Annotated in this window: 26 protein-coding genes; 11 read left to right on the top strand and 15 right to left on the bottom strand. The window is 72.5% G+C overall.

Translation table 11 applies throughout. The features are described from left to right. Positions 1-37: 37 nt before the first annotated feature. Genes Dvina_RS12045 through Dvina_RS12005 form a run of 9 tightly spaced genes read right to left on the bottom strand, consistent with a single transcriptional unit; the run spans position 38 to position 9,592 of the window. Positions 38-1,243 carry an MlaD family protein gene (locus Dvina_RS12045; RefSeq protein WP_223102523.1) on the bottom strand — a complete coding sequence of 402 codons (1,206 nt, stop codon included), beginning with the start codon at positions 1,241-1,243 and terminating at the stop codon, positions 38-40. After that, the gene (locus Dvina_RS12040) at positions 1,240-2,658 is read right to left on the bottom strand and encodes an MCE family protein (RefSeq protein WP_246656171.1); all 1,419 of its coding nucleotides are present in this window, start codon (positions 2,656-2,658) and stop codon (positions 1,240-1,242) included. The genes Dvina_RS12045 and Dvina_RS12040 overlap by 4 nt, the downstream gene beginning before the upstream one ends. Beyond that, positions 2,655-3,824 carry an MCE family protein gene (locus Dvina_RS12035; protein WP_246656170.1) on the bottom strand — a complete coding sequence of 390 codons (1,170 nt, stop codon included), beginning with the start codon at positions 3,822-3,824 and terminating at the stop codon, positions 2,655-2,657. Before Dvina_RS12035 ends, Dvina_RS12040 begins: the two co-directional genes overlap by 4 nt. Then, positions 3,821-4,810, bottom strand: coding sequence for an MCE family protein (locus tag Dvina_RS12030; RefSeq protein ID WP_223102522.1), 990 nt, complete (start codon positions 4,808-4,810; stop codon positions 3,821-3,823). Before Dvina_RS12030 ends, Dvina_RS12035 begins: the two co-directional genes overlap by 4 nt. Then, positions 4,807-5,826 carry an MCE family protein gene (locus Dvina_RS12025; protein ID WP_223102521.1) on the bottom strand — a complete coding sequence of 340 codons (1,020 nt, stop codon included), beginning with the start codon at positions 5,824-5,826 and terminating at the stop codon, positions 4,807-4,809. Before Dvina_RS12025 ends, Dvina_RS12030 begins: the two co-directional genes overlap by 4 nt. Further along, positions 5,823-7,112 (bottom strand): MCE family protein, encoded by a 1,290-nt coding sequence (locus Dvina_RS12020; RefSeq protein ID WP_223102520.1) that lies wholly within the window; start codon positions 7,110-7,112, stop codon positions 5,823-5,825. The genes Dvina_RS12025 and Dvina_RS12020 overlap by 4 nt, the downstream gene beginning before the upstream one ends. Then, positions 7,109-7,909, bottom strand: a complete 801-nt coding sequence (locus Dvina_RS12015; protein WP_223102519.1) for an MlaE family ABC transporter permease — start codon at positions 7,907-7,909, stop codon at positions 7,109-7,111. The genes Dvina_RS12020 and Dvina_RS12015 overlap by 4 nt, the downstream gene beginning before the upstream one ends. A gap of 1 nt (position 7,910) precedes the next feature. Beyond that, positions 7,911-8,660 carry an MlaE family ABC transporter permease gene (locus tag Dvina_RS12010; protein WP_223102518.1) on the bottom strand — a complete coding sequence of 250 codons (750 nt, stop codon included), beginning with the start codon at positions 8,658-8,660 and terminating at the stop codon, positions 7,911-7,913. Continuing rightward, complete coding sequence (locus tag Dvina_RS12005) at positions 8,657-9,592, bottom strand: ABC transporter ATP-binding protein (RefSeq protein WP_223102517.1); 936 nt, start codon at positions 9,590-9,592, stop codon at positions 8,657-8,659. Before Dvina_RS12005 ends, Dvina_RS12010 begins: the two co-directional genes overlap by 4 nt. 178 nt (positions 9,593-9,770) lie before the next feature. Between Dvina_RS12005 and shbA the strand changes: the two genes are divergently transcribed. Beyond that, on the top strand, positions 9,771-10,349 hold the full coding sequence (shbA, locus tag Dvina_RS12000; protein ID WP_223102516.1) for an RNA polymerase sigma factor ShbA: 579 nt from the start codon (positions 9,771-9,773) through the stop codon (positions 10,347-10,349). After that, the gene (locus Dvina_RS11995) at positions 10,346-11,413 is read left to right on the top strand and encodes a hypothetical protein (RefSeq protein ID WP_223102515.1); all 1,068 of its coding nucleotides are present in this window, start codon (positions 10,346-10,348) and stop codon (positions 11,411-11,413) included. The genes shbA and Dvina_RS11995 overlap by 4 nt, the downstream gene beginning before the upstream one ends. A gap of 101 nt (positions 11,414-11,514) precedes the next feature. On the opposite strand, the gene Dvina_RS11990 is transcribed toward Dvina_RS11995, so the two are convergent. Next, positions 11,515-12,942 carry an MFS transporter gene (locus Dvina_RS11990; RefSeq protein WP_246656169.1) on the bottom strand — a complete coding sequence of 476 codons (1,428 nt, stop codon included), beginning with the start codon at positions 12,940-12,942 and terminating at the stop codon, positions 11,515-11,517. Positions 12,943-13,017: 75 nt separating this feature from the next. On the opposite strand from Dvina_RS11990, the gene Dvina_RS11985 reads away from it, so the two are divergent. Together Dvina_RS11985 and Dvina_RS11980 are read left to right on the top strand one after the other, a co-directional pair. After that, positions 13,018-13,395 carry a MarR family winged helix-turn-helix transcriptional regulator gene (locus Dvina_RS11985; RefSeq protein WP_223102514.1) on the top strand — a complete coding sequence of 126 codons (378 nt, stop codon included), beginning with the start codon at positions 13,018-13,020 and terminating at the stop codon, positions 13,393-13,395. Further along, the gene (locus Dvina_RS11980; RefSeq protein ID WP_223102513.1) at positions 13,395-14,264 is read left to right on the top strand and encodes an aldo/keto reductase; all 870 of its coding nucleotides are present in this window, start codon (positions 13,395-13,397) and stop codon (positions 14,262-14,264) included. The genes Dvina_RS11985 and Dvina_RS11980 overlap by 1 nt, the downstream gene beginning before the upstream one ends. Positions 14,265-14,348: 84 nt before the next feature. On the opposite strand, the gene Dvina_RS11975 is transcribed toward Dvina_RS11980, so the two are convergent. Beyond that, positions 14,349-14,843 carry a DUF2306 domain-containing protein gene (locus Dvina_RS11975; RefSeq protein WP_223102512.1) on the bottom strand — a complete coding sequence of 165 codons (495 nt, stop codon included), beginning with the start codon at positions 14,841-14,843 and terminating at the stop codon, positions 14,349-14,351. Positions 14,844-14,865: 22 nt separating this feature from the next. Between Dvina_RS11975 and Dvina_RS11970 the strand changes: the two genes are divergently transcribed. Next, a complete protein-coding gene (locus Dvina_RS11970) occupies positions 14,866-15,414 on the top strand; it encodes a TetR/AcrR family transcriptional regulator (protein WP_223102511.1) in 549 nt (182 codons plus the stop codon). Positions 15,415-15,847: 433 nt separating this feature from the next. On the opposite strand, the gene Dvina_RS11965 is transcribed toward Dvina_RS11970, so the two are convergent. The 4 genes from Dvina_RS11965 to Dvina_RS11950 form a co-directional block, all read right to left on the bottom strand. Beyond that, the gene (locus Dvina_RS11965; protein WP_246656168.1) at positions 15,848-16,564 is read right to left on the bottom strand and encodes a class I SAM-dependent methyltransferase; all 717 of its coding nucleotides are present in this window, start codon (positions 16,562-16,564) and stop codon (positions 15,848-15,850) included. Between the two features lie 19 nt (positions 16,565-16,583). Next, positions 16,584-17,012 carry a hypothetical protein gene (locus Dvina_RS11960; RefSeq protein ID WP_223102509.1) on the bottom strand — a complete coding sequence of 143 codons (429 nt, stop codon included), beginning with the start codon at positions 17,010-17,012 and terminating at the stop codon, positions 16,584-16,586. Positions 17,013-17,093: 81 nt separating this feature from the next. Beyond that, positions 17,094-18,335 carry a sensor histidine kinase gene (locus tag Dvina_RS11955; protein ID WP_246656167.1) on the bottom strand — a complete coding sequence of 414 codons (1,242 nt, stop codon included), beginning with the start codon at positions 18,333-18,335 and terminating at the stop codon, positions 17,094-17,096. Between the two features lie 388 nt (positions 18,336-18,723). Then, positions 18,724-19,410, bottom strand: coding sequence for a response regulator transcription factor (locus tag Dvina_RS11950; RefSeq protein WP_223102507.1), 687 nt, complete (start codon positions 19,408-19,410; stop codon positions 18,724-18,726). Between the two features lie 49 nt (positions 19,411-19,459). Here Dvina_RS11950 and Dvina_RS11945 point away from each other — a divergent pair, with 49 nt between their 5' ends. The 6 genes from Dvina_RS11945 to Dvina_RS55145 all read left to right on the top strand — a co-directional run bounded on the left by Dvina_RS11945 (position 19,460) and on the right by Dvina_RS55145 (position 26,221). Further along, entirely contained in the window at positions 19,460-19,930 is a 471-nt protein-coding gene (locus tag Dvina_RS11945; RefSeq protein ID WP_223102506.1) for a hypothetical protein, read from the top strand. Positions 19,931-20,343: 413 nt separating this feature from the next. Next, the gene (locus Dvina_RS11940; protein WP_223102505.1) at positions 20,344-20,535 is read left to right on the top strand and encodes a hypothetical protein; all 192 of its coding nucleotides are present in this window, start codon (positions 20,344-20,346) and stop codon (positions 20,533-20,535) included. 155 nt (positions 20,536-20,690) lie between these two features. Further along, complete coding sequence (locus Dvina_RS55510) at positions 20,691-22,412, top strand: hypothetical protein (protein ID WP_343217159.1); 1,722 nt, start codon at positions 20,691-20,693, stop codon at positions 22,410-22,412. A 32-nt stretch (positions 22,413-22,444) separates the two neighbouring features. Beyond that, the gene (locus Dvina_RS11930) at positions 22,445-23,629 is read left to right on the top strand and encodes an AAA family ATPase (protein WP_246656166.1); all 1,185 of its coding nucleotides are present in this window, start codon (positions 22,445-22,447) and stop codon (positions 23,627-23,629) included. A gap of 440 nt (positions 23,630-24,069) precedes the next feature. Continuing rightward, a complete protein-coding gene (locus Dvina_RS11925) occupies positions 24,070-25,239 on the top strand; it encodes a vWA domain-containing protein (protein ID WP_246656526.1) in 1,170 nt (389 codons plus the stop codon). A 34-nt stretch (positions 25,240-25,273) separates the two neighbouring features. Beyond that, a complete protein-coding gene (locus Dvina_RS55145) occupies positions 25,274-26,221 on the top strand; it encodes a hypothetical protein (RefSeq protein ID WP_223102503.1) in 948 nt (315 codons plus the stop codon). Positions 26,222-26,265: the final 44 nt, after the last annotated feature.

The following is a 26,265-nucleotide window of genomic DNA, read 5'->3' as shown; positions in this document are numbered from 1 at the left end:
GGGTGGTGGGCCGTGGCTGTGCGCATGGGGTCCTCCTTCACGGCGTCAGGCCGGCGAGTAGGAGCTGTTTCCAGGACTGGTCGCCGGCGAGGGCGTACTGGCCGCCGGTGGTGCCGAAGAGCAGTGGGTTGCCGTCGGCGGCGAGGACTGTGCCGGTCGCGGGGTCGACCGACGGTGAGCCCGGGCCGCCGGGTGCGCCCGGGTCGCCGGAGGTGCCGGGGCGGGGCGCGTTGCCGGTGCCGCGCACCAGGCTGCACTTCGCCGAGGTCGCGTAGTTGCAGGGCGGAGGGTCGTTGACGTTGAGGACCAGGCCGAAGTGGGCGGTACCGTCGCCGGGCGTGACGGTGAAGCCGCCCGCGACGACGAGCGGATACACCACCAGGATCTGCTCGATGCCCGGCAGCCGGCGCGCCGCGACCCCGTTGACCGCGATCAGGTTGCCCAGCAGCGGGCCTATCGACGGGTCGAGGCCGTCGAGCAGCGAGACCAGCTCACGGGCGGCCGGCGGTGCGTCGGCGATGATCCGGCGCAGGTCGGCGTCGGACGAGCGCAGTGTCGCCGCGATCTGGGCCAGGCCGGCCGCCCACTGCCGGATCGCCTGCGCCGACTCCTGCTGCGTCTGCAGGACCGTCCGCCCGTCGGCCAGCAGCGTGTGCGTCTGCGGCAGCGTCGCCGTGGCCGAGTCGAGCAGGAGCTCGGCCGCGTCGAGCAGGTGCCGGAGAGCCTGCTCGTTGCCCTCGAAGGCGGTGCCGAGCTCGTCGATGACGACCGTCAGCGCCTGCGGGTCGACGGACTGCACGAGCGCGTCCAGGTTGGCCAGCAGCGTCTCCGGGGCGAGCGGGACGCCGGTGCGCTCGCGCGGGATCACGGAGTCGTCGCGCAGGAACGGCCCGGACTCGCCGTCCGGGCGCAGGTCCAGGAACTGCTCGCCGACCGCCGAGCGCTGCCCGACGATCGCCCTCGTGTCCGCCGGCACCCGCACCCCGTCGTCGAGGTGCAGCCGGGCCCGCGCCCCCTGGTCGTGGAGGGTCACGGACTCGACCCGACCGACGGGCACGCCCCGGTAGGTGACGGGCGCGTTCGCGAACAGCCCGCCGGCCTGGGCCAGATCGGCGTAGACGGTGGTGCCGCGGCCGAGCAGCCGGTCGCCGAGGCCCACGTATTCGAGCCCGACGTACACGACCCCGATGAGTCCGGCCACCAGGAAGGCCAGCACCTGCAGCTTCGTCGAGTTGCGGATCACGGCAGCAGCCCCCCACCGAGCACGTCGCCGAGCCCGCCCTGCTGCCCGTTCGTCGCCCCGGTCGCGGGCGGCAGCAGGCAGGCCGGCGTGAGCGCGGTCCCCGGCGGCAGCAGCGTCCCGGGCGGGAACACGGTGCCGGGCGGCACGACCCCGCCGGGCGGCAGCAGGCTTCCGGGCGGCGCCTTCGTGCCCGGGGCCAGCAGCTTGCAGTCCTTCGGCAGCTCACAGCCCTTCGGCGGCACCCACCCCGGCGGCAGGAGCCCGCCGATCGGCAGGCAGTTGAGGGGCAGGACGCCGATCACGCCGGGCACGTCCACGGGCGGCTTCTGCGACGAGCTTCCCGAGCCGGAGTTGCCCGATGTCGCTCCTCCCGAGCCGCCGGGCTTCGACTGCGAGCCGCTCGCCGGCTTCTGCGTCTGCGTCTGCGCCGCCGGCGGGGCGGTGTTCACCAGCAGGTTCGAGAGGATGGTGGTGGCGTCGAGATCGGCTGTCGCGCCGAGGTTGACGTAGTCGCCGACGATGGCGCCGCTCACGTTGGGCGGGAACGGGAACGACAGCAGGAAGTCGAGGGACTTCGGCAGCGCGTCGCCGGCCTTGACCAGCTGGTCGAGCAGCGGCTGCAGCGCCTTGAGCGAGGCCAGGGTGTCGTCCCGGCTCGCCGCGATGACCTGCGTGCCGACCTTGCCCAGGTCGCCGAGCGCGGTCAGGGACGCGGTGAGCTGCCGGCGCTGGTCCTCGAGCACTGTGAGGCCGGGCGCGAGGGAGGCCAGTGCGGTACCGATGACGGCCCGTTGCCTGGAAAGTGCGTCCGTGAGCCGGTCGAGCGCGTCGAGCGCGCGCACGATGTCGGCCTTCTGCGCGTCGAGCCCGCCGACGAACGTGTCGAGCTGCTGCAGGGCGTCGCGAGCGGCCGGCTCCCGGCCCTGCAACGCGGTCGCCAGCTCCTCGTTGATGGTCTTGAGCTGGGCCAGCCCGCCGCCGTTGAGCAGCAGGCCGAGCGCGGCGAGCACCTCCTCGACCTCGGCCGAGCGCCGGGTCCGGCTCAGCGGCACGACCGACCCGTCGGCGAGCCTGCCCCGCGGCGACTCGGTGGCCGGCGCCTCCAGTGCCACGTACTTCTCGCCGAGCAGGCTTGACTGCCGGATCGCGGCGACCGCGTTGCCGGGCAGGCTCACCTTGTTGTCGACGTGCAGCCGCACCCGGGCCGTCCAGCCGGACAGCGAGATCTGCTCGACGCTGCCGACGGTCACGTCGTTCACCTTGACCGCGGCCTGCGGCACCAGGTCGAGCACGTCCTCGAACTCGGCGGTGACCCGGTATCCGGGGCCGGACGGCGCGCCGCCGGGCAGCGGGAGGCCGCAGCCGCCGGCGAGGAGGCAGGCACCGGCGACCGCGGCGATCAGGGTTCGCTTCACGACACACCCCGCAGGATGCCGCCGAGCGTGAGGTCCTGGGTGACCTCGGGCAGCGTCGGCAGGGCCGGGGCGGGCGGCTTGGCCGGGTCCGTCTTCGCGGGCGTCGGCGGGAGCGCCTGGCCGAGGCCGTTGAGCGTCTGGGCGAGGGCGACGCACTGCTGCGGGATCTGCGCGACCGGGATGTTGTCGCGCAGGACGGCACACACGTAACCGGCCGCGTCGTAGGGCCCGAGCGCGTCGTCGCGGGTGTCGAGCGTGCCGGAGCCCGGGTTGTACGCGAGGTTGAGGTTCGACAGCGCGAGCGGCGCCACGTCGAGGATCTCGATGATCGCCTTCTGCTGCTTGGCCAGGATGCCTGTGACGTCGGCGAGCGCGTCGACGTTCGACACCAGCGTGGCCTTGTTGTCGCGGATGAACGCGGTCACGTCCGACAGGGCCGTGGCCAGCGCGCGCAGGGCCGCGGCCAGGTCGTCGCGCTCGCCGGCCAGCTGCCCGGCGACCTCGGCCAGCCGCTGGTTGAACGCGCGCACGGCGGCGTCGCTGCCGGCCACCGCGGTGGTGAACTGCTGCAGGTTGACGAGCGTGCCGAACAGGTCGTCGCGGCCGTCGGCGAGGGTGGTCAGCGCCTTGTCGAGCCCGTCGATCGCCATGTGCAGGTTGTCGCCGTTGCCCTGCAGGTTGGCCTGCCCGGTCTGCACGAGCGCCTTGAGCGCGCCGTCGGCGTTGGCGCCGCCGGGCCCGAGGGCCTTGTTGAAGTCGTCGAGGGCCTTGTAGATGTCGTCGATCTCCATCGGCACCGCGGTCCGCCCGACGGGCAGGTCCGCCCGGTCGGCGAGGGTGGCGCCGCCGGTGAACGCGGGCGTGAGCTGCACATACCTGTCGCTGACAACGCTCGGCGGGACGATGACGGCCTGCGCGTCGGCGGGGATCGGCCACTCGGCGTCGTAGCGCATCTCGACCCGGACCGTCCGCCCTTCCGGCCTGACCGCTGTGACCTCGCCGACGCGGACCCCGAGCACCCGCACCGACGAGCCCTCGTGGACGCCGACGGTCCGCGTGAAGTGGGCGACGAGCCGCCGCTGCGGGTGCCCGGTGGCGGCGATGACGAGGGCCACGGCGGCGCCGACCACGACGGCCACGCCGAAGGCGAGCAGCTTCTTGCTCACCGCTTCACCCCCGTCGCGGGGACGTACGGCTGCAGGAGCCCGGCCAGGTAGGAGTCGAACCAGCGCCCGCTGCCGGTGACGTTGGCGAAGGCGGCGACGAACGGCCCCATCCGCTGCAGGGTGAGCTCCAGGTCGTCGCGGTCGCGCTGCAGGATGCCGACGACGGCGCGCAGCCGCTCCAGGGCCGGCTTGAGCCGATCTTTGTTGTCGGCGACGACCCCGGCCAGCTGGGTGGCGAGGGCGTTGGTGCCGACGAGCAGGTCGTGGATCGCGTCGCGGCGCTTGGCCACCTCGGCCAGCAGCGCGTCGCCGTCGGCCACCAGCTTGCGGAACTCGTCGTCGCGGGCCGCGAGGACGCCCGTCACGTCGTGCGCGCGCTGCAGGAGTGCCCGCAGCTCGGTGTCGCGGTCGCTCACCGTCTTCGAGATCCGCGACAGCCCGTCGAGCGAGGACTGCACGCTGCCGGGAGTGTCGGCGAACGCCTGGGCGAGGGTGGTGAACGCGTCGGCGAGCTGGGTGCTGTCGATCTGGTCGAGCGTGTCGGCCAGCCCGGTGACCGCCTGCACCACGTCGAACGGCGCGGCCGTGCGGTCGAGCGGAATCTCGGCGTCCGCGGCCAGCCGCCCGTCGCCGGTGGGCTCCAGCGCGAGGTACTTCTGCCCCAGGACGGTCTTGATGCGGATCGTCGCGCGGGTGGCGGTACCCAGGCGGACGTCATCGTCTTCGAGGCGGAACGAGACCCGCACGTAGGGCCCGGCGTCGCCGCGGGCCAGCCCGACGGCGGTGACCTTGCCGACCCGCACGCCCGCGACCCGCACCTCGTTGCCGGGCGCGAGCCCACTGGCGTCGCGGAACGCCGCCCGGTAGCCGGTGGCGGTCAGGCCGGTGAGCACGTCGGCCTTGAACGCCCCGAGCACGAGCCCGGCCAGCACCGCCAGCCCGATCGCCCCGACGACGAACGGGTTGCGCTCCCGGAACGGTCTCATGCGGCGCCTCCCGGGTTGCAGCGGGCGGCGGTCGAGGTGAAGGTGGCCGGGGCCAGCTTCTGGCCGGCCAGCGTGACCCGGCCGTCGAAGTCGCACAGGTAGAAGTTGAACCAGGAGCCGTACGACGCCACCCGGGTCAGGTCGGCGTAGCGGCCGGGCAGGTTCTGCAGCGTCTTGTCGATGACGGCGGCGTTGTCGTCGAGCGTGCCCGAGAGCGTGCCGAGCCGGTCGATGTCGGCCTGCAGCGCGGGGCGGGCGTCCTGCAGCAGGCTCGCGGTGGCGCCGGTGAGCGCGGCCGTGTTGGTGAGGGCGTCGCCGATGGCGTCCTTGTCGGCGGCCAGACCGGAGACGAACTGCTGGAGCCGGGTGATGGTGGTGTCGAGGTCGTCGCGGTGCTCATCCACAGTGGACAGCACGTTGAGCAGGTTGGTGATGACCCGGCCGATCACGGCGTCACGGTCGGCCAGCGTGCCGGTCAGCGAGGCCGTGCTGCGCAGGAGGCCGGCGACCGTGCCGCCCTCGCCCTGCAGGACCTGGATGATCTCGTAGGCCAGCTGGTTGACGGCCTGCGGCGTGAGCGCGGTGAACAGCGGGCGGAAGCCGTTGAACAGGACGGTGAGGTCGAGCGCGGGAGTGGTCTGGGCGACCGGGATCGTCTGGCCGGGGCGCAGCGGGCGGCCGTCGCCCGGGCCCTCGGTGAGGGCGACGTAGCGCTGGCCGACGAGGTTGCGGTAGCGGATCGTGGCGTGCACGCTCGCGGCGAGCGGGATCTCCTCGCCGACAGTGAACGCGACCTCCGCGATGCGGTTGTCGGCCACCCGGATGTCGCGGACCGTGCCCACCTTGACCCCGGCGATGCGGACGTCGTCGCCGGCGAGCAGGCCGGTAACGTCGGTGAACCGGGCCCGGTACTGCGTGCCGCCGCCCGAGAACGCGCCGAGCGACTGGGCCAGCAGCGCGGTCAGCGCGATCGTCACCGCCGCGAAGACGGACAGCTTGAGCAGGTCCTTTGTCATTTCGCACCCACCACCGCGCCGCGCAGCAGCGGACCCCACAGCAGCATGGCGATGTCGGGCACCTCGACCGGCGGCACGCCCATCGCCCCGCCGATCAGCGGCTCGAGCAGCTTGCGCTCCTCCGGCGAGCCCGCCTCGGACGACGGCGGCGCGCCGACCGTCTGGGTGCCCGCGGTCGCCGGGATCGTGCCGACCGGGAGCTTCGTGGTGCCGGGGTGGGCGGTGCCGTAGTCGTAGCCGTCGTCGATCGGCACGCCCGGGGCCGGGACGCCGGGACCGGGCAGGCCGCGGCAGTTCGGGCCGTTGTCGGCGCCGTAGACGGGGCGGTCGCCGGGCAGGTACTTCCCGTTGTCCCGGGTGACCTCCAGCGTGATGTGCATCCGGCCGCCGGTGAACGCCTGCTCGACCCGCGGCTGCAGCGCGACGAGGCCCTGCAGCAGGCACGGGTACTCCGGCGCGTAGGCCGCGAGCAGCTCCAGCACCGGGCGGCTCACGTCGCCGACCTTGATGAGCTGGTCGCCGTGGCGCTCGAGGAAGTAGCGGGTGGTGTCGGCGGCCGCCGTGGTGTCGGTCCAGAACGTGGCGAGCTGGTCGCGCTGCTCGGTGACGGTGCCGGCGGTGACGGAGGCGTCCCGCAGGAGGTTGAGCAGGTCCGGGAGCGCACCGTCGTACACGTCCAGGACCGCCGCGAGCCGGCGCACGTCCTCGGCGATCAGCGGCATGTCCTCGTTGAGGGACGCGAGGTAGGTGTCGAGCCGGCCGATGTCGCGGCCCAGCTGGTCGCCCTTGCCCTCCAGCGCCGTGGAGAGCGCACCGAGGGTGGCGGCGAGCTTGTCGGGCTGGATGGCCTGCAGCAGCGGCAGCGTGTCGTCGAGCACCCGCTCCAGCTCGAGTGCGCTGGAGCTGCGGTCCTGGCTGATCACGTCGCCGTCCTGGATGGCGCGGACGGAGACGGCGGGCGGGATCAGCGCCACGTAACGCTCGCCGAACAGCGTCTTCGGCAGCAGCCGCGCGCTGACCGCGGCCGGGATCTGCGGCGCCAGCTCGGGGTCGAGCACCAGCCGCAGTGTGGCTGCCGATCCGTCACTGTCCACGCTGCGCACCTCCCCGACGACGACGCCGTAGAGCTTCACCTCGGCGCCCGGGCTCAGTTGCAGGCCCGTGTGCGAAGTCTTCAGCAGGACATGTAAACCGGGCGTGAGCACTTTGTTGTACTGCAGCACGGACAGCCCGAGCGCCGAGCCGAGCAGCACGATGAAGACGATGCCGAGCACGCGGTTGCTCATCCGGCGATCCGGACCGTCGTCGTCGCACCCCAGATGGCCAGCGACAGGAAGAAGTCCACGACGTTCACCGCGACGATCGCCAGGCGCACCGCGCGCCCGACGGCCACGCCGACACCGGCCGGGCCGCCGCTCGCCGTGTACCCGTAGTAGCAGTGCACGAGCACGACGATGATGCTGAACACGACCACCTTCACGAACGACCAGAGCACGTCGCCCGGCGGCAGGAACAGGTGGAAGTAGTAGTCGTAGGTGCCCGCCGACTGTCCGAAGTAGACGATGGCCATGGTCCGGGTGGCGAGGTAGCTCGACAGCAGCCCGGCGACGTAGAGCGGCACGACGGCGATCAGCCCGGCGATCATGCGGGTGGTGACGAGGAACGGCAGCGAGGGCACGGCCATGACCTCGAGCGCGTCGACCTCCTCGGAGATCCGCATCGCACCCAGCCGGGCCGTGAAGCCGCAGCCCACGGTGGCCGACAGCGCGAGCGCGGCGACGAGCGGGGAGATCTCGCGGGTGTTGAAGTACGCGGATATGAAGCCGGTGAACGCCGAGCTCCCGATCTGGTCGAGGGCCTGATACCCCTGCAGGCCGACCTCGGTACCCGTGAAGAAGGTCATGAAGCAGATGACGCCCACGGTCCCGCCGGCCACCGCGAGTGCGCCGGTGCCGAAACTCACCTCGGCGAGCAGTTTCAGGACTTCGCGGTGGTACCTGCTTAGCGTGCGCGGTGTCCAGGCGAACGCGCGCAGATAGAACCGCAGCTGGCCACCGAGATCGTCGAGGCGTTGCAGCGCCATGTCAGCTCCCCTTCTGCGGCACGACCTGGAAGTACACGGCCGTGATGACGAAGTTGAGCGCGAACAGCAGCATGAACGTGATGACGACGCTGTGGTTCACCGCGTCGCCGACGCCTTTGGGGCCGCCCTTCGCGGTCATCCCCTTGTACGAGGCCACGAGCGCCGCCACCGCCCCGAAGACCAGGGCCTTGAGCTCGCCGACGACGAGGTCCGGCAGCTGGCCGAGGGCCTGGAAGCTCGCCACGTAGGCGCCGGGCGTCCCGTGCTGCAGCACCACGTTGAAGAAGTAGCCGCCGGCCACCCCGACCACGCTGACCAGGCCGTTGAGCAGCACCGCGACGAGCATCGTGGCGGCGATCCGGGGCGCGACCAGGCGCTGCAGCGGGTCGATGCCGAGCACCTCCATCGCGTCGAGCTCCTCGCGGATCTTCCGCGCGCCGAGGTCGGCGCAGATCGCCGAGCCGCCCGCACCCGCGATGATGAGCGCCGTGACGATCGGGCCCGCTTCCCGGACGACTGCGAGTACGGACGCCGCGCCGGTGAACGACTGAGCGCCGAGCTGACGCACGAGCGACCCCAGCTGCAGGGCGATCACCGCGCCGAACGGGACCGACACGAGCGCGGCCGGCATGATCGAGACCGAGCTGACGAACCACGCCTGCTGCACGAACTCGCGCACCTGCCACGGCCGCCGGAACAGACCGCGCAGGGCGTCCAGGGCGAAGGCGAAGAACAGGCCGGCGGCGGTCACTGCCGGAACGACCCTTCGGGCGGCGTCACGCCGTGCACCGAGCACCACTGGCCCGGGGCCCGCTCGGCCCGGCGCGCCCGCCCGTCGGACGGCGGCAGCTGCAGCGGGATGGGGGGCAGCGGCGGCGGCTCGGCCCCGGCCGCCGCCTCGGCCTCGAGCTCGTCGGCGTCCTTCTCCTCGGACATGCCGATCGGGCCGATCCGCTGGGCGTTGAGGAACTGCCGCACGACCGGCTCGGTGCTGGACAGCAGCATCTCGCGCGGGCCGAACATCGCCAGGTGCCCGTGGTAGATGAGCCCGATGTTGTCCGGGACCGTCCGCGCGGTGTTGATGTCGTGCGTGACGATCAGGAACGTGGCCTCGATCTGCTGGTTGAGGTCGATGATGAGCTGGTTGAGGTACGCGGTGCGGACCGGGTCGAGGCCCGAGTCCGGCTCGTCGAACAGCACGATCTCCGGGTCGAGCACCAGCGCCCGGGCCAGCCCGGCGCGCTTGCGCATGCCGCCGGAGATCTCGCCCGGCAGCTTGGTCTCGGCGCCGTTGAGCCCGACCATGTCGAGCTTCTCCGCGACGATCTCCCGGATCTCGCGCTCCGGCTTGCGGGTGTGCTCGCGCAGCGGGAATGCCACGTTGTCGTAGATGTTCATCGACCCGAACAGCGCGCCGTCCTGGAAGAGGACGCCGAAGAGCTTGCGCACCTCGTACAGCTCGCGCTCGCGCAGCTTCGTCAGGTCGTGCCCGTCGACGACTATCGCACCGCGGTCGGGCTTGAGCAGCCCGACGAGCGTCTTGAGGAACACCGACTTGCCGGTCCCGGACGGTCCGAGCAGCACCGAGATCTCGCCGGCCGGCAGGGTGAGCGTGACGTCGGACCACACGGGCGAGGCGCCGAAGGACTTCGTGAGCCCTTCCACCTGCACCTCGACGCCCATGTGGTCCTCCCCTGGTTGATCGCCTTGCACCTGTGACATCGGTGCCCGTCTTCGGGGCGCAACATCGTCGCGCGAAATTTCTTCGCGGGCCTCGTGTGGTGGTCTCGGCGTCTTCCGGTTACGGTGCGTTGACCCCCTCGGTTCTCGTTCTCGGCACAAAGGTGTTCCGGCCAACGCGATGACTGTGACTATCGATCCTGGGCTCGTCGACCGCGCAGTGCGGTCCGAGCCGGAGGCCACGGCGGCGCTGCTGGAGCAGCTGCGCCCGGGCGTGGTCCGCTACTGCCGCGCCAGGCTGGGCCGCGTCGGCGGGGCCTACACCACGGCCGACGACGTCGCCCAGGAGGTGTGTCTCGCGCTGTTGAAGACCCTGCCGCGGTACCGCGATCAGGGCCGCCCCTTCACCGCGTTCGTCTACGCCATCGCCGCCCACAAGGTCACCGACGCCCAGCGGGCCGCCGTCCGCCACGCCGGCCCCGCCCCGGTCGACACCCTGGAGGAGCGCCCGGACGCGGCGCCGGGCCCGGAGCAGCAGGCCGTCTCCACGGACCTCGCCCGCCGCCTCTCGGTGCTGCTGGCCCAGCTCCCGGAGCAGCAGCGGGAGATCGTCGTCCTGCGCGTCGCCGCCGGCCTCTCGGCCGAAGAGGTGGGCGTGATCGTCGGCATGTCGCCGGCCGCCGTCCGGGTGTACCAGTCCCGGGCGCTGGCCAAGCTGCGTACCCTGGCCGGGGATACGCTGGGCGAGGTGGCGGCATGACGGAACGAGGCGGACCGATGCCGGCGCGCGACGGCGAGCCACCGATCGACCTGGCCACCGTGCGCGCCGACGACGCCCTGCTCGACACCTGGTCGCGCGGCGCCTCGCCCTCCCCCGACCCGGACACCGATCCGGTCGCCGGCCCCCTCGCCGGCCTCTTCGCCGAGTGGCGGGCCGACCTCGGCGCCGACCTGCCCGCCTTCACCGTCGCCGACCTGGCCACGCTGACCGCCGGGCCCACCGTTGCGGTGGACGGCTCGCGCAGCACCAACGGCATCGACAGTTCACTGCCGGACATTCCCGAACTGCGCGCCGCCGCGCCGGCCGGCGACACCGACACCACGGAGACGCTGGGTTCGCTGCCGGACGAGGGCGACGGCGGGCGCGGTGGCCGGCGGTGGGGCGGCGGGGCGAAGCGAGCCCGGCGCGGCGGCAGCGGCGGGGAGCGGGGCGCGCGACCGGGGGCCGGGCTGCGCCGGGCGTTCATGGCCGTCGCCGCCGGCATCGTCGTGCTGGCCGGACTGGCCATCGGCGCCCAGCATTCGGGCCCGGACAGTCCCCTGTGGCCATTGACCGAGGTCCTGTACCCCGAGCAGGCCCACGCCCGGGCCGCCGAGCAGGCCATCGCCGAGGCCGAGCAGTCGATCGCCACGGCGCACTACGACGACGCCCGCCACCACCTGGACGTCGCGACGACGGAGGCGAACCAGGTGGACAACGCCGGCACCCGCCAGCGTCTCCTGGACCGCATCACCGACCTGCGCGAGCAGATCCCGGCCACGCTCCCGCCGCCGGAGGTCTCCCCCGCACCGCCGTCGACCCAACCGGCGCCGACGGCACAGCCCGCGCCGACCACCGACGCCCCGGGCGCCACACCCCCGGCCGCGAACCCGACCACCGGGGGCAACGGCGGCGGCGGGAACGGCGACGGTGACGGCGGCGGCCAGGTGATCCCGGGCCTGCCGACCCAGATCCTGCCGACGACCGGCCCGGGCCTCCCCCTGCCGACGAAGATCCTCCCGACCACTGTCCCGGGCCTTCCCCTGCCGACCCGCCTGCCCTGACCGGGGCCGCGCCTCGTGGTGCGGCTCGGCCTCCGTCGTGAGAGCCGGCCGCCCTCACGGGCACGGGCTCTCACGGCGAGGAGGACGCGGGTCCGGTCCGCTCAGCGGCGGCGGGTCAGGAGCGGGGTCAGGCTCAGCAGGAGGCCGGCGACAGCGACGCCGGTGACCAGGTTGACGCCCGGGTGGAACTGGGTGAAGTCGGCGCGGGAGGCCGGGCTCGCCGCGGCCACCAGGGCGGTCACCAGCGCCAGGACCAGCGCGGCGCCCACCTGGCCGGACGTCTGGACCAGGCCGGAGGCGAGGCCCTGCTCGGAGTCCTCGATGCCGTCGGTCGCCTGGGCCATGATCGAGCTGAAGCCGAACGCAAAGCCGCCGCCCAGCAGGAGCATCGTCGGCAGGGTGGTGACCACGTAGTGCGGGGTCGCGCCGGCGGTGAGGAGGAACCAGCCGTAGCCGAGGGCCATCGAGAGCATCGCGCCGGTGATGAGGGGGGCGGTGCCGTACCTCGTGATGAGGCGGCCGGTGAAGGGCGAGCCGAACGCGACCAGGAGGCCGGCCGGCAGGAGGGCCAGGGCCATGCGCAGCGGCGACCAGTGCAGGACGTTCTGCAGGTACAGCGTCATCATGAACTGGAAGCTCAGGTACGACCCGAACAGCGCCACCATGCTCAGGTTCGCGCGCACGATCGCGCCCGTGCGCAGGATGCCCAGCCGGATGAGCGGGTGGCGCACGCGGCGCTCGATCACCAGGAATGCGGCAAGCAGGGCGATCGCGGCCGCCGCGAGTGCGAGGGTCACCGGGTGCAGCCAGCCTCGGTCCGGCGCGGAGACGAGGGAGTACACCATCAGCAGCATGCCGCTCACCAGCGTGGCGGCTCCGGCCAGGTCGTGGCCGCCCTCGGCGGCGGCCCTGTCGCGCGGGATGAGCACGATGCCGGCGATCAGGGCCGCGAGCGCGAGGGGTACCGGGATCAGGAACGTCCAGCGCCAGCCCGCGCTCGTGAGCAGGCCGCCCAGGATGAGGCCGGACGAGTAGCCGCTGGCCCCGAAGACGGAGAAGACCGACAGCGCGCGGTTGCGGGCAGGGCCCTCGGCGAACGTGGTGGTCAGGATCGACAGGGCGGTCGGGGCGGTGAACGCGGCGGCCAGGCCCTTCACGAAACGGGTGGCGATGAGCAGCGTGCCGTCGTCGACCAGGCCGCCGACCAGGCTGGCCGCCGCGAACACGGCCAGGGCGATCAGGAAGATGCGGCGGCGGCCCAGGAGGTCGGCGGTGCGCCCGCCGAGCAGCAGCAGGCCGCCGTAGCCGAGGACGTATCCGTTGACGATCCACTGCAGCGAGGTCGTGGACAGGCCGAGCTCGGTGCCGATGGACGGCAGCGCCACGCCGACCATCGAGACGTCCAGGCCGTCGAGGAAGAGCACGGTGCACAGCACGGCCAGCACGCCCCAGAGCCGGGCCGGGGTTTGACTGCGCTCCGCGTGGGTCAGGGTCATGGTCACGAGCAGGAACATTAGATGCGTGTGCATCAGATGTCTACGCACTAGATACGCGTACATTTAATGCAGGTGCAATCTGATGGGCCGAGGAGTAAGATGCCGCGCATGAGGTCCGAGGGAGCCCTGATCGAGCAGTGGCGCTCGCTGCTGAGCAGCTACAACGAGCTGGCCGCCCACCTGGAGCGGGCCCTGTCGGAGCGGCACGGGCTGACGCTGAGCGAGTTCGAGATCCTCGACCGCCTCTCCACGCAGCAGTGTGAGAAGCGCCGCATGCAGGACCTCGCCTCCGACATGTACCTCAGCCAGAGCGCCCTGTCGCGCGCGGTCGCCCGCCTGGAGCGGCACGGCTTCGTCGCGCGCGCCCTGTGCGAGGAGGACCGCCGCGGCGTCTTCGTCAACCTCACCGAGGAGGGCCTGGCCCGGCACACCGCCGCGCGCGGCACCCACCTCGCCATCCTCGCCGAGCACCTGCAGCCCGCCTGATGCGCATCGGACTGGGCCTGGCCGCGGTGGGCCGCCCGGGCTACATCAACCTGGGCCGCGACCGCGACCTGCCCGCCGAGCGCACGGTCGACGCCCTCCGGCGCCGCAGCCACGAACTGCTTGACGCCGCGTACGCCGCGGGGGTGCGCTACGTGGACGTCGCCCGCTCCTACGGACGCGCCGAGGAGTTCCTGGCCGCCTGGCTCCCCGGCCACGACGACGTGGTGGTCGCCTCGAAGTGGGGGTACACCTACACCGCCGGCTGGCGCGTCGACGCCCCCGTGCACGAGGCGAAGGACCACTCCCCCGCAACGTTCGCCCGGCAGCTGGACGAGACGCGCGCGCTGCTGGGCGGGCGCTTGGACACGTACCAGATCCATTCCGTAACGCCCGAAAGCCCGGCCCTCACGGACCGCACGCTCCACCGGGCCCTGGCCTCCCTGGCCGCGACAGGCGTCACGATCGGACTGTCGGTAAGCGGCCCCCACCAGGCCGACGCCATCCGCGCGGCGCTACGGGTCGAGGTCGACGGCGAACCACTGTTCCGCACCGTCCAGGCGACGTGGAACCTGCTGGAGCGCTCGGCCGGCCCGGCCCTCACCGAGGCCCACGCGGACGGCCGCCGCGTGGTCGTCAAGGAGGGCCTGGCCAACGGCCGCCTGGCCGGCAACGACTCCGCCGCACTGGCCGCCGCGCTCGCCCAGCCATTTGCGGACATCGTCCTGTCGGGGGCGGCCACGGTCGCGCAGCTCACGAGCAACCTGCGAGCGCTCGAGGCGACGGCGACGGCGACGGCTCCGGCTCCGGCCGCGAGCCCGGAGTCCCCGGACGACTACTGGCGCACCCGTTCCGCTTTGGCCTGGTCGTAGCGGCGTCCACACGCACGAGCCTGTCCACACGCACGAGCCTGTCCGCCGATATGTCGGGCGCTGGCGCGCCACGACATATCGGATTTATCGCATATGCGCGTCTTGACCGATTTGCTGCGCGGGCGCAGCGCGGCGGCCGGACAGGACCACCAGGGCGGCGACCAGCACGCAGCCGAGGAGGCCCAGCGCCAGCTCCAGCGGACGGTGAACTATCCACTGTGGAATGTCGCGCTGCGGAACCACCACCGCTCCGACGAACGCGCCGAGCAGGCCGAGGTACGAGCCCGTCATGAATCGGCGATGGCGCTCGATGCGGCCCGTCACCGCGGCCCAGAGGCCGAGGCTCAGTGTCACGAACGTGAACGCCGACAGGCCGTGAATCCAGCTGAAGTGGCCCGGGTTCAGGGCCTTGATGAAGAACGAGCTGACGATCGTGAAGTACATGGCGGCGACCCACACGCGGCCGGCCACACGGTGCAGCCGGTCCCCACGGGTGCGGCGCAGGAGGTTGAAGGCGCCCAGCAGCAGAGCGACAGTCGCGGCGGCGGCGTGCAGGGGAATAACAACGTTATCGCTCATAACACTGTTATAGTCGCCTGTCGTGGCGCCCGTCAACCTTGAGCTCACCGTCCGCCTGGTCGACGCCGCGGCGCGAATCCTCGTCGAGGACGGCCCGGGCGGTCTTTCGCTGCGCAAAGTGGCGGCGGCTGCGGGCGTGTCGACGATGCCGGTGTACACCCTTTTCGGCGACAAACAGGGGCTGCTGGACGCCATGCATCGTGAGGGGTTCCGGCGCCTGGGGCTGGCACTGGCCGCGGTGCCGCGCACGGACGACGCGCTGGCCGACCTGGTCGCGCTCGGCTTCGCCTACCGGGAGGCGGCGCTGGCCAGCCCGCACCTGTACGGCCTCATGTTCACCGGCGGGTTCGGGCACACGGAGGCGGCCGATGCGACGTACCGGCCGCTGGTGACGGCGGTGGCACGCTGCCAGTCCGAGGGCGTCTTCACAGGCACCGATCCCGAGCCGGTGGCGCTGCACCTGTGGGCCCTCGCGCACGGGATGGTGAGCCTGGAGCTGTCCGGCAAGGTCGACGGGGCCGCTTTCGCCGAGCAGCTGGGGTACGCCGGGCTACCCTTCCTCGCCCGCTGACCCCACACCGACCGGCGCATCCAACCGCCGCCCTCCGACAACCGGCGCCTGCTCGAGCACCACCCCTGCCGCACGCGCTCGAGTACCACCCCTGCCGCACGCGCCGAGCGCCGCCTCTGTCACACGCGCCCGAGCGCCGCGACATCCAACGGCCCGATCCACCGGCTCGATCCGCAGGCGCGATCGCGACTGGCGCTTGAGTCACGCCGGTTCGCTACCGAGCGCACGAGCGCCGGACGCGCGGACGCGTACACCACGCGGGCGGCCCGGTCAGTATCGGCGTCCCACACCGACGGCAGGACGCGCCCGGGCGCACGCGCACGCCACGCCACGCCCGGACGCGTAGGGCAAGCGCGGGTGAGGCGTGGGCTGGGTGCCTCGGCCGATCGGGTGCCTCTGCGCCGGTCGGGCGGCCCGACCGGTGGGTACCGACCTAAGCCGGTCGGGGCTTGCGGGCGCGTGGGCGGTAGTAGGAGTGGACGGCGTCCTGGCCCGTGTAGTTCGGGCCGGCGCGGTCGTCGGCGCCCAGGTACTCGTAGGGCAGGTCGACGTCGCCGCGGTCGTCACGGCCGATGCGGCGGCGGCGACCGTCGTAGCTGAAGCCGGCCTCACGCAGGTCGGTGGCCAGGCGACGGCCCGCCGGAGAGCCGTCGGCCAGGCGGACGGCGGCCAGGTCGAGGTCGGCCACCAGCCTCCCACCGTCCGTCAGCCAGCCGGCCGCCCGGGCCAGCAGGCCAAGCTTGTCGCCGACGTAGTGGAGGCCGTGGACGCTGGTGATGAGGTCGTACCGGCGGCTGGGGGTCCAGTCGAGCACCGGCACCGCGGTCAGGCGCAGCCATGGGACATCGGGGGCCGGGACGAAGGCGTCGACCAGGTCGACGCCTTCGCACAGCACGCGGTCGGCCACACCCTGCTCGGCCAGACGGCCCGCGGCCTCGACAAGCGCCCGGCCGGAGCCGCAGCACAGGTCGAGCCAGGCCACCGTGTCCGGGGCGCCGGTCACGCGCAGCAGGGCCGCGATGACCTCGACGGGGCTGAAGCCGAGCTCGCGCTCGTAGCTGTTGACACCGTCGAGGCCGCGTTCGCGGTTCATCGCGGAGTTCGCCACCACTGCCGATCCGGCGAGGGCGTCGTCGTCGAGCAGGGGCACGGCGACATGATCGCAGCTATCAGCGGCGGCCGGAACCCCCATGATCGTCGCCGTCGCGGTCGTCGCCGCCCCCGTGGTGGTTGCCGTGGTCGTCGCCGGGGCCGTCGTCGGCGCCGTGGCCGCCACGGCCGTGATCGTCGCCGGCCTCGTGGGTGCTGTCGTGCGTGCGGAGTCCGCCCTTGTCATCGACGGTGCGGCTCGGCGACGGCATGGTCGTCGCGCTCATCGCCGGGGCGGGCGCGGTCGACGTGACGCTCTCGCCCGGGGTCGGGTTGTCGTCCACACTGCGGGACGGGTTGTCCTCCGCAGTGGCACTTCCGCTGACCACTACCTGAGACGGGTGGTCGTCCGCCCGGCCCGGACCCGAACCCGAGCTCGCGGCCAGTGCCGTGCCGCCGACCGCCAGGGCCGCCGCGGTCGTCGCGCTGATGATGAGGAGTCTGCGCATTGGAGGTACACCTTCCGGATCGCTTTGTGCTTGTGCGACCTACGCTCCCGTGCGCTTTGTCAACGTGGTCCTGGCGCGAGGCTAAGGATCGGTTAAGAGCTCCAGGGTCACCCGGGCGCCGGTGATCATGAGGTGGCCGCCGGTGGACTCGGCGGTGCGGCGGGCGATGTCCAGGCCGAGGCCTGTCGAGCCGCCGCCGCTCACTCCGCGCGCAGCGGCCTGTGCGTCGAAGCCGGGGCCCTCGTCGTCGACCACCAGCTCGGTCCGGCCGGGGCGGGCGTGCAGCTCGACGGCGAAGCCGGTGCCCTCGTCGGTGTGCGCGAAGACGTTGCCCAGCAATGCGTCGACGGCGGCGGCCAGGTCGCCGGCGGACACCGCCACCGGCAGCGGACCCGGGGTCAGCACAGTGCGTACGACCCGGCCCTGGTCCTCGGCCAGCACCGACCAGAACGCGACACGCTCGGCGACGACTGCGGCGGCGTCGCATTCCGGCGCAATCCGTTCGCGGCGTGCATCTTCGATCACGGCGGTGAGCGCACGATCGAGCGCGGCGACATGTTCGAGCATCCGCGCCGACTCGTTCGGGTCCGAAATACCCTCGGCGTCGAGGCGCAGTGCGGTCATCGGCGTGCGCATGCGGTGAGAAAGGTCGGCGGCCGCCTCACGCTCCTGGCGCAGCAGGTCACGGATCCGGCCGGCGAGCCGGTTGAGGGCGGCGGCCACCGCGCGCACCTCGCCGGGTCCGTCGGCGGCCGGCGCGCGCCGGTCCAGGTCACCGGCGGACAAGCTTTCAGAGACTGCGGCGAGGGTACGTATGGGGCGCACAACGGCGACCGCCAGCCGATCAGCCACGGCCAGACCGAGCAGCAGCAGCCCGGCACCGACGGCGGCGAGCACGAGCCAGGCCCGGGTGACGCCGCGCCGCAGGTCCCGTTCGGGGACGAACGAACGCACGACCGCGGTGCCGGCGGGCAGCCCCTGCACAGCGATCAGGATCTCGCGGCCGTCGGCATGCGCGACGCCGAAGCTGATGCCCCGCTGGGCGGCCAGGCGCACTCCCGGTGTCATCGGCACCGCGGCGCCGACGACGGTGCCGTCGGCAAAGTAGATGGACACCGGGTGCGCACTGTCCACATTGGCCTGCTCAACGGTCAACCGCAGCGACTCGGCGTCGGCGGTGGCCACGAGCGCACCGAGCGACTGCGCCTGCACCGTGGCCGTGGCGACCGCCCGGTCCTCAGCCCCGGCCCGCAACAGCAGGGCAAGCGGCACCAGAAACGCCACGAGCACCAACGCCATGGCCGCCGTCACGAGCAATGCCAACCGGCGCCTCACGCAAGCCGCCCAAACGCGCACCACACGAACCCGAAGCGCGCAAACACCGAACGCGCAAATACGAAGCGCACGAACACGAAGCGCGCGAACACCAAACGTGCAGACGCGCAGTGCACACCCAACAAACGCGCACCCGCTCCCCAGGCGAACACCAAACGCGCAATCACACGACGTGCGGCCACCGAACGCGCAAACGCACACCGGGCCGACGCCAGATGTGCAGACTCGTGCGATGCCGGTGACGCCGAACGTGCAGACGCGCAATGCGTTGTCGATGCCGAACGTGCAAGCGCGCGATGGGCTGACGACAACGAGCGTGCAAGTGCGCACTGTGCGGACACGAAACGCGCAAAGGTCGGATGCGCGGAGCGGTCGCTCACGTGGGTAGGCCGTAGCGGACGCCGACGCGGCGGACGGTGTGGATGCGGCGGGGGTCCTGGGCGGTCTCGCCGAGCTTGCGGCGCAGCCACGACAAGTGGACGTCGACGGTCTTGTCGGCGGCCGTGTACGGGACCTGCCACACCTCGGTCAGCAGTTCGCGCTTCGACACCACCTCACCCGCCCGGGACACGAGGAAGTGCAGCAGGTCGAACTCGCGCGGCGTGAGCTCCAGCGCCGTGCCGTCCAGGGTCGCGGTCCGGGCCCGCGGGTCGACCCGCACCCCGTCCGCCTCGACAGCCGGATCCCGCTCCTGGTCGGGCGGGGAGGTGCGGCGTAGAACGGCGCGGATGCGGGCGTCGATCTGTTCGGCCCCGTACGGCTTGACCACGTAGTCGTCGGCCCCGGCGTCCAGGGCGCGCACCATCTCGCCCTCGGTGCGCCGGGCGGTGACGACGATCACCGGGACCTGACTGACCGCCCGCAGCATGCGCAGCGCCTCGCGCCCGTCGAGGTCGGGCAGCCCCAGGTCCAGCAGCACCACGTCGGGGGCCTCGGCGACCGCGAGCTTCAGGCCGTCGAGTGCGGTCCCAGCCGGTACCACCACATGCCCCCGAGCAGCGAGCGCCCGCAGGATCCCGGTGCGAATCGTCGCGTCGTCCTCCACGATCAACACCTTGGCCATATGGCGAGCTTAACCGCGCTTTATCGTTCGGCGGCGGACACTGGACGGCATGAGGATGCGGTGGCCCGTGGTGGCCGCGGGATGGGTGGCGGCCGCGGCGCTGGCGACGGCGGCCTCGGTCGGCGCGGTCGGGACGCTGCGCGGGCTGTTCGGCCCGGGCGACGCGCCGATGCTGGAGTCCGACGTCGAGGCCCAGCTCACCGGCCCGCCGACGACGCCGTCACCGTCGACACCCGGCCCGTCGAGCTCGGCGGCCACCGTCCCCGGGGCCAGCGGCCCGCCGGCGACGAAACGGGCGCTGTCCACGGACGGCGGAAGCCTGATCGCGAGCTGCACGGGCGGGCTGGCGTACATCGAGTCGTACATCCCGAAATCCGGGTACGAGGTGGACCATCTGGCCCGGGGGCCGGCGGCGACGACGGCGCTGCGGTTCAAGGCCCGCTCCGGCGGCGGGTCGGTGCGACTGCAGGTGACGTGCGAAAACGGCGAACCGACGCTGCGGTACGGCGGCGACGACTGACGCTGCCGCGTACCGTTCACGTTCTTCATCCGTCCGTGGTGACCCGGATGGCAAAAAGCGTTGTCGATCCCTCCGGCCGACATCTTCGTGATGACCCTCGCCTATCGATGGAAGAAAGGACGGTCCGGCGCGAACTCGCGCACGCACATCCGGCGCCGTGACGGGTCGTCGCCGCCGGTGCGGTCACCGCCGTCGCGGTATGGCCCGCCGAGGCCGCGACCACGCCCGTCGGCAACGGGTGTACACCCTGGCCGCCGGCAAGTGCATCGACGTCACCGGCGCACCGGCCGACAACAGTGCGCTGCTGGTGCAGGTCCAGTTTGCGCAGTGGAACGACATCGACGCGGTGGGCGCCACGAACATCACCGTGCAGCACTCGGTCGACGCCGACCTGATCGGCCGGCAGTTCGCCCGTGCACACCGAGACCGGGCCGCACATCTGGTACAACAACCTGTTCGCCAACGCGCACAACCGTTGCTCGCCGGCCAAGGCGGAGAGCGCGCACGGACTCAACCCGAACAACGCGAGCAACGGCACCGGCGACTTCGACGACACCGGCTACACCAACGTGCAGAAGTACATCAACGGACTGCTCCCGGGCTAACCGACTTTCCGCTCGGAATTGAGGTGTTCCGGGCCGGTCCGCAGACCCCGGCCCGGCGCGGGACTGTTGGCGGATGGCGTGCGCGTTGTACGCTCATGCACGATGCGAACGAACATGTGCAGATTGGGGGTCCCGTCCGCCAAAGGTGAGTGCTGATGCACGCTCACCTCGCGCACGGAGAGACCCGGCTTCAGTTCTGGCTACGGGTGCGGCAGTACGCCGTGCCGCAGCCGATGATCGAAACGTCCACCGCCCGGCGCCTCGCCGGTGACTGGGCCGCGGCCTGCGCGGCCGCCCACGTCGACGTGGACCTCAACCTGCGGCAGCTGGCCCGTCAGCGCGGCCCCGACATAGCCGCCCAAGTCCGCGCCGACCTGCGCCATCTCGCCCCTGACCTGCTGCGCTGGCACCTGCCCCGGATCAGCCCCGACGGTCTGCTGCGGCCCGGGCTGACCATCGCGCTGGCCAGGTACGACGCGGACCTGCAGCTGGTCGTCCGCACCCCGCCCGCGTGGGCGTCGGCCGGCCAGCGGTTCAGCTTGGCGCTGTGGTCGGGCGAGACGGGCGGCCCGCACCCGCACCCCCGGCCGGACCGCTATTTCCGCCTGGACCGGCACCGTCACCTCTGGGATGCGCGATGCAGTGCCGAACTGCGCAATCGTGCGCGCCCGGACTGGGTGGCCGAGGCCGCATTTCTCCAAGCCCCGGTGGTACTCGTCCGCGCCGCCAATCGCCGCCTGCTCCTCGACGTGCCATCAGGCGAGGTCCGCCCGGCGCGCACCCGCGACGCCAGTATTCCGCTGCTGCCCTACGCCTCGACCTGGCCCGCCCCCGACCTCGAACTCCTGGAGGCCGGGCTCATCGACCCGGCCGACCTGCACCCACTTGTCGCCGCCGCCCTGATCCCGCACCACGCATCCCGAACGCCACATCCGGCCACACCGAACAGGTCAGCCACGCTGCACGAATCGTCCGCACCGCACAACTCGAACGCACCGCACGAGTGGGCCGCACTGCACGGACTGTCCGCACCGCACAACTCGAACGCACCGCACGAGTGGGCCGCACCGCACGAGTGGGCCGCACCGCACGAGTGGGCCGCACTGCACGAATCATCCACACTGCACGGATCGACCACAGCGCACGGACCGTCCGCACTGCACGAATCATCCTCACTGCACGGATCGACCAAAGCGCACGGATCGACCGCAGTGCACGGACCGTCCGCATCGCACGAGTCGACCGCAGTGCACGGATCGGGCGCGCTGCGCGCGTCGGACGCGCTGCACGAATTGGCGGGTGCGGACAGGTCAGGAACGCTGAACGGTTCGTCGTCGGCGAACGGATCGGTCGCGTTGGACACGTCGGCGGCGGGGTGGGCGGCGAGGCCTGGCAAGTCAGCCACGCGGACCGTGGAATGCCGGGGTGCGGTGCATCGGATCGGGCTCGTCGACGGCGTCCTGACCGCGCTCGACCACGACGCCGGGCAGCTCCGGCGTGAGGAGCTGCTCATGGCGCTCGGCGGGACGCCGCTGCCCTGCCTGCGGGCCATCGACCGGGTGCACCGGCATCCGGAGGGCCTCGACGACGTCCAGGCGCGGCTCGACCACGGCGACGCCGCCGGGGCTCTCGCCGCCGTCGAGGAGTTGCTCGGTCCGAATGTGCTGCTGCGCGCCGGTGCACTCCGCGACGCGCTGGAGACCGAACTGCAGCGCCGGATCGTGCACGGACTGTTCCGGGCCGGGCTGATCGGCCGCAACGTGCCCGCGCGCCGCGTACCGCGCCGCCAGGGCACCTCCCCCGAGCGCCGCACGTCGCGCCGCCGGGACACCTCTCCCGAGCGCCGCGCGTCGCGCCGCCGGGGTACCTCCCGCTGACCTCCCCTCGGACAAACAAGGTGATGCCGCATATGCCTACCCTGGAAACCGCTGCGGACCTGCTCAAACTGCTGGCCGACACCGACACTGAATGGCGGGAGAACGCGCAGCTCGAGGCGCTCACCCTGGCCGTCGCCGCGGATCTGCCCGTGCTGCTCTGGGGCGAGCCGGGCATCGGGAAGACCGCCGCGCTCAACCAGCTCGCGGCGGCGCTGGACCTGCCGCTGACCACGGTGATCGCGAGCGTGCACGAACCGTCCGACTTCTCGGGGCTGCCGGTGCTCGGTGACGATCCCGCGGTGCAAGGGGTCCCGATGGCTCCCCCCGACTGGGCCGTGCGGCTCGTGAAGGCCGGGCGCGGGCTGCTGTTCCTCGACGAGCTCTCGACCGCGCCGCCGGCCGTGCAGGCGGCGTTGCTGCGGGTGGTGCTCGAACGGCGGATCGGGGCGCTCACCCTACCGCCCGGTGTGCGTATCGTCGCCGCCGCCAACCCGCGCTCGTCCGCGGCGGACGGATGGGAGCTGAGCGCGCCGCTCGCGAACAGATTCGTGCATCTGCAATGGACATTCGAGCACGATGTCGTCGTACGCGGGCTCGGCGGTGTGTGGCCGAGTGCGCGTTTGCCGGAGCTCGATGCGCATCGGCTGAGCGAAGCTGTCACGTTCGCGCGGCGGGCGGTGTGCGGTTTGCTGTCGGCCCGGCCGAAACTCGTGCACCAGCTCCCGGCGACCGAGACCCGGCGCGGCGGGGCGTGGCCGTCGCCGCGCAGCTGGGACATGGCGCTACGCCTGGTCGCGTTCGCCACGGCCGCGGACACGTCACGCGATGTCCTGTCGATGCTCGTCCGCGGCGCGGTCGGCGACGGGCCCGGCCTGGAGCTGCTCGCGAGCCTGGACCGCATGGACCTTCCAGATCCGGAAGAGCTGTTGCAGGACCCGGCTTCGGCCGTACTTCCCGAACGCGGCGACCTCCGCCAGGCCGTCCTCGACGCCGTAGTGGAAGCGGTGCGGCGGCGCGCGACCCGCGAACGGTGGGACGCGGCCTGGGCGATCCTGGCCCGGGCGGTCGAGACCGGCCCGCCGGACCTCGTCGTCGTGCCCGCCACCACCCTCGCCGCCCAGCGCGACGACGACTGGGAACTCCCGCCCGCGATCGAACGCCTCGCCGGCGTCGTCTCCTTGTCCCGCGCCGCCGACCGCGCCACCACCCGCCGATGAACCCGCCCATGACCGTGCGCAACGCGCGGCCCGACCGCGAACACCAACATGTGCACGAGCACGAGCACGACCGCGAACACCAAGACGAACACGAACATGTGCACGAACACGACCGCCGGCACATGCACGGACACGAACACGTGCACCAACACGAACACGACCGCGGACATATGCACGGACACGAACACGTGCACGGACACGAACACGACCGCGGACATATGCACGGACACGAACACGTGCACGGACACGAACACGACCGCGGACATATACACGAACACGAACACGACCGCGGACACGAACACGACCGCGGACGCGAACACGACCGCGGACACGTGCGCGAACACGGACACGAACATGAACGGAAAGTCGTGCGTGGCGGCGAGGTGGTGCATGGGCTCGACGAGGAGAAGTTGTTCTCGGCGCGGCTGTTTGCCACGCGGATGCGGCCCTACCTGGCGGCGGCGCTCTTTGCGTTGCATCCGGTGCCGTCGCGGCTGGTGCCGACCATGGGGGTGGACAGGTACTGGCGGTGTTATGTGAACCCGGCGTTCGTCGACGCCACGCCGTTGGAGGAGTTGGCGGCCGTGTGGGTGCACGAGGTGTCGCACCTGCTGCGCGACCACCACGGGCGCGGGGATCGGCTGGCGGCTCGGGACGGGCTGGACGGGCCCGGTGACCGTTTGCGGATGAACATCGCGGCCGACTGCGAGATCAACGATGACGCGTTCGGCGAGGGGCTGCCGACGCCGGCGGGTGCGGTACAGCCGCAGCGTTTGCAGCTGCCGACCGGTCAACTCATGGAGGAGTATCTGCCGCAGTTCCGGCTCGGGCCGCGCACGCAGGAGCATGCCTGGCTCGACTGTGGCAGCGGGGCCGACGGGCTGGCGCGGCCGTGGGACCTGGGGCCGGGCGGGGCGCACGGGTTGAGCAAGGAGGAGCGCGACGCGGTGCGGTTCCGGGTGGCGGAGGGCATTCGCGGCGCGCCCGGGAGCGCGTCGCAGGGGTGGCAGCGGTGGGCGGACGAGGCGTTCCATCCGCCGCAGCCGTGGCGGCAGTTGCTGGGGGCGGCGCTGCGTACCGCGGCCGCGAGCGGTGGCGGCGGGGACGACTACGTGTACGGGCGGCCGGCCCGGCGCAGTGCCGCCCTGCCCGGGGTCGTCCTGCCGAGCCTGCGCCGGCGTCCGCCGCGGGTGTGCGTGGTCGTCGACACCTCGGGCTCGGTGAGCGACGGCGAGCTCGGCAGCGCGATCCTCGAGGTCGCGGCGATCGCCCGGGCCGTCGGCGGGCGCCGGGACCTGGTCACCGTGGTGCCGTGCGACGCCGCCGCCCACCTGGCCGTGCCGCTGTGCCGGGGAGAGGGGATCGCGCTGCTCGGGGGCGGCGGCACCGACCTGCGGGCCGGGTTCGCGCGGGCGCTGCGGCAGAGCCCGCAGCCGGACGTGGTGGTGGTCCTGACCGACGGGCAGACGCCCTGGCCGGACCGGCAACCGCCGTGCCGCACGGTGGTGGGGCTGTTCCCGCGGACGGACCTGAGCTCGTACGACGAGAGCGACCCCGACTACGAGCCGGACCGTCCACCGGAGTGGGCGAAGGTGGTGACGATCGGTTGACGAACGCCGCGCCCCGGCCTGCCATACTGCCCGCGTGACGTCGCCGCAGCAGGACCCGTTCCAGCAGCAGTACCCCGGCCAGCCGGCACCCGGGCCGTACTCGCCAGCGCCGTACCCGCCACCCGCGTCCACTCCCGGGCAGCCGCCGGCCCAGCCGGTGTCCGGGGCGGCCCCGGCCCAACCGGTATACGGGGCGCCGGCCCAGCCGGGGTTCGCAGCCGCGCCGCCCGGGTACCAGCCGCCGCCCGGGTACCAGCCGCCGGCCGGGTACCAGCCGCCGGCCGGGTACCAGCAGCCGGCCGGGTACCAGCAGCCGGCGACGTACCAGCAGCCAGGTCAGCCGGCCCCGATGTACCAGCAGCCGGGCGCACCGGCCGCGTACCAGCCGCCCGCCGCGGCCACGCCGTTCCGGCCGCGGACCGGGGTCATGGTGGCGATTGTCGGCGGGCTGCTGGCGCTGTGCGCGCTCGGTGGGACGGCGGCCGCGTTCATCGTGGAGAAGGGCCTGCCGGGCTCGGCCGCGGACACCTCGCACCGCCAGCCGTCGGACCCGTGCCAGCTGCTGAGCAAGGAGACGTTCGGCACGCAGCTCGGAGCGCCGCTGGAGACGAGCGCCAAGGGCGGTAACGGTGTGTGCAACTACACGTTCAAGCACGACTCGCACAGCCCGGAGGCGACGGGGAGCCGGCTCGAACTGCGCGTCGACGTGAGCAACACGGCCTCCAGCAAGTTCCAGGCGGCTCGGGGGCCGGCGGGTATGACGCGGCTGCCGGTCGAGTGCGGGCAGGGCGGGTTCGCCGGGCACAAGCTCGACCCGGCCGCCGAGAACGCCGACGCGATGCTGTGGTGCCTGGACCAGGACGTGTTCCTCACGCTGACGTTCCACGGGTACAACCACGACCGCTTCAACAGCCTCGAGCTCGACGAGGTCATGGCCGGGTTCGGGCGCACGGCCCTCGCCAACGTCCCGAAGGGGAAGTAGCGCCCGGCCCGGAAGGAGTGTGCATGCTCCGGTTACCGGCGGGT

The organism is Dactylosporangium vinaceum, assembly GCF_019904175.1.
Taxonomy (GTDB): Bacteria; Actinomycetota; Actinomycetes; order Mycobacteriales; family Micromonosporaceae; genus Dactylosporangium; species Dactylosporangium vinaceum.
This window is presented reverse-complemented; position numbering and strand designations above follow the sequence as displayed.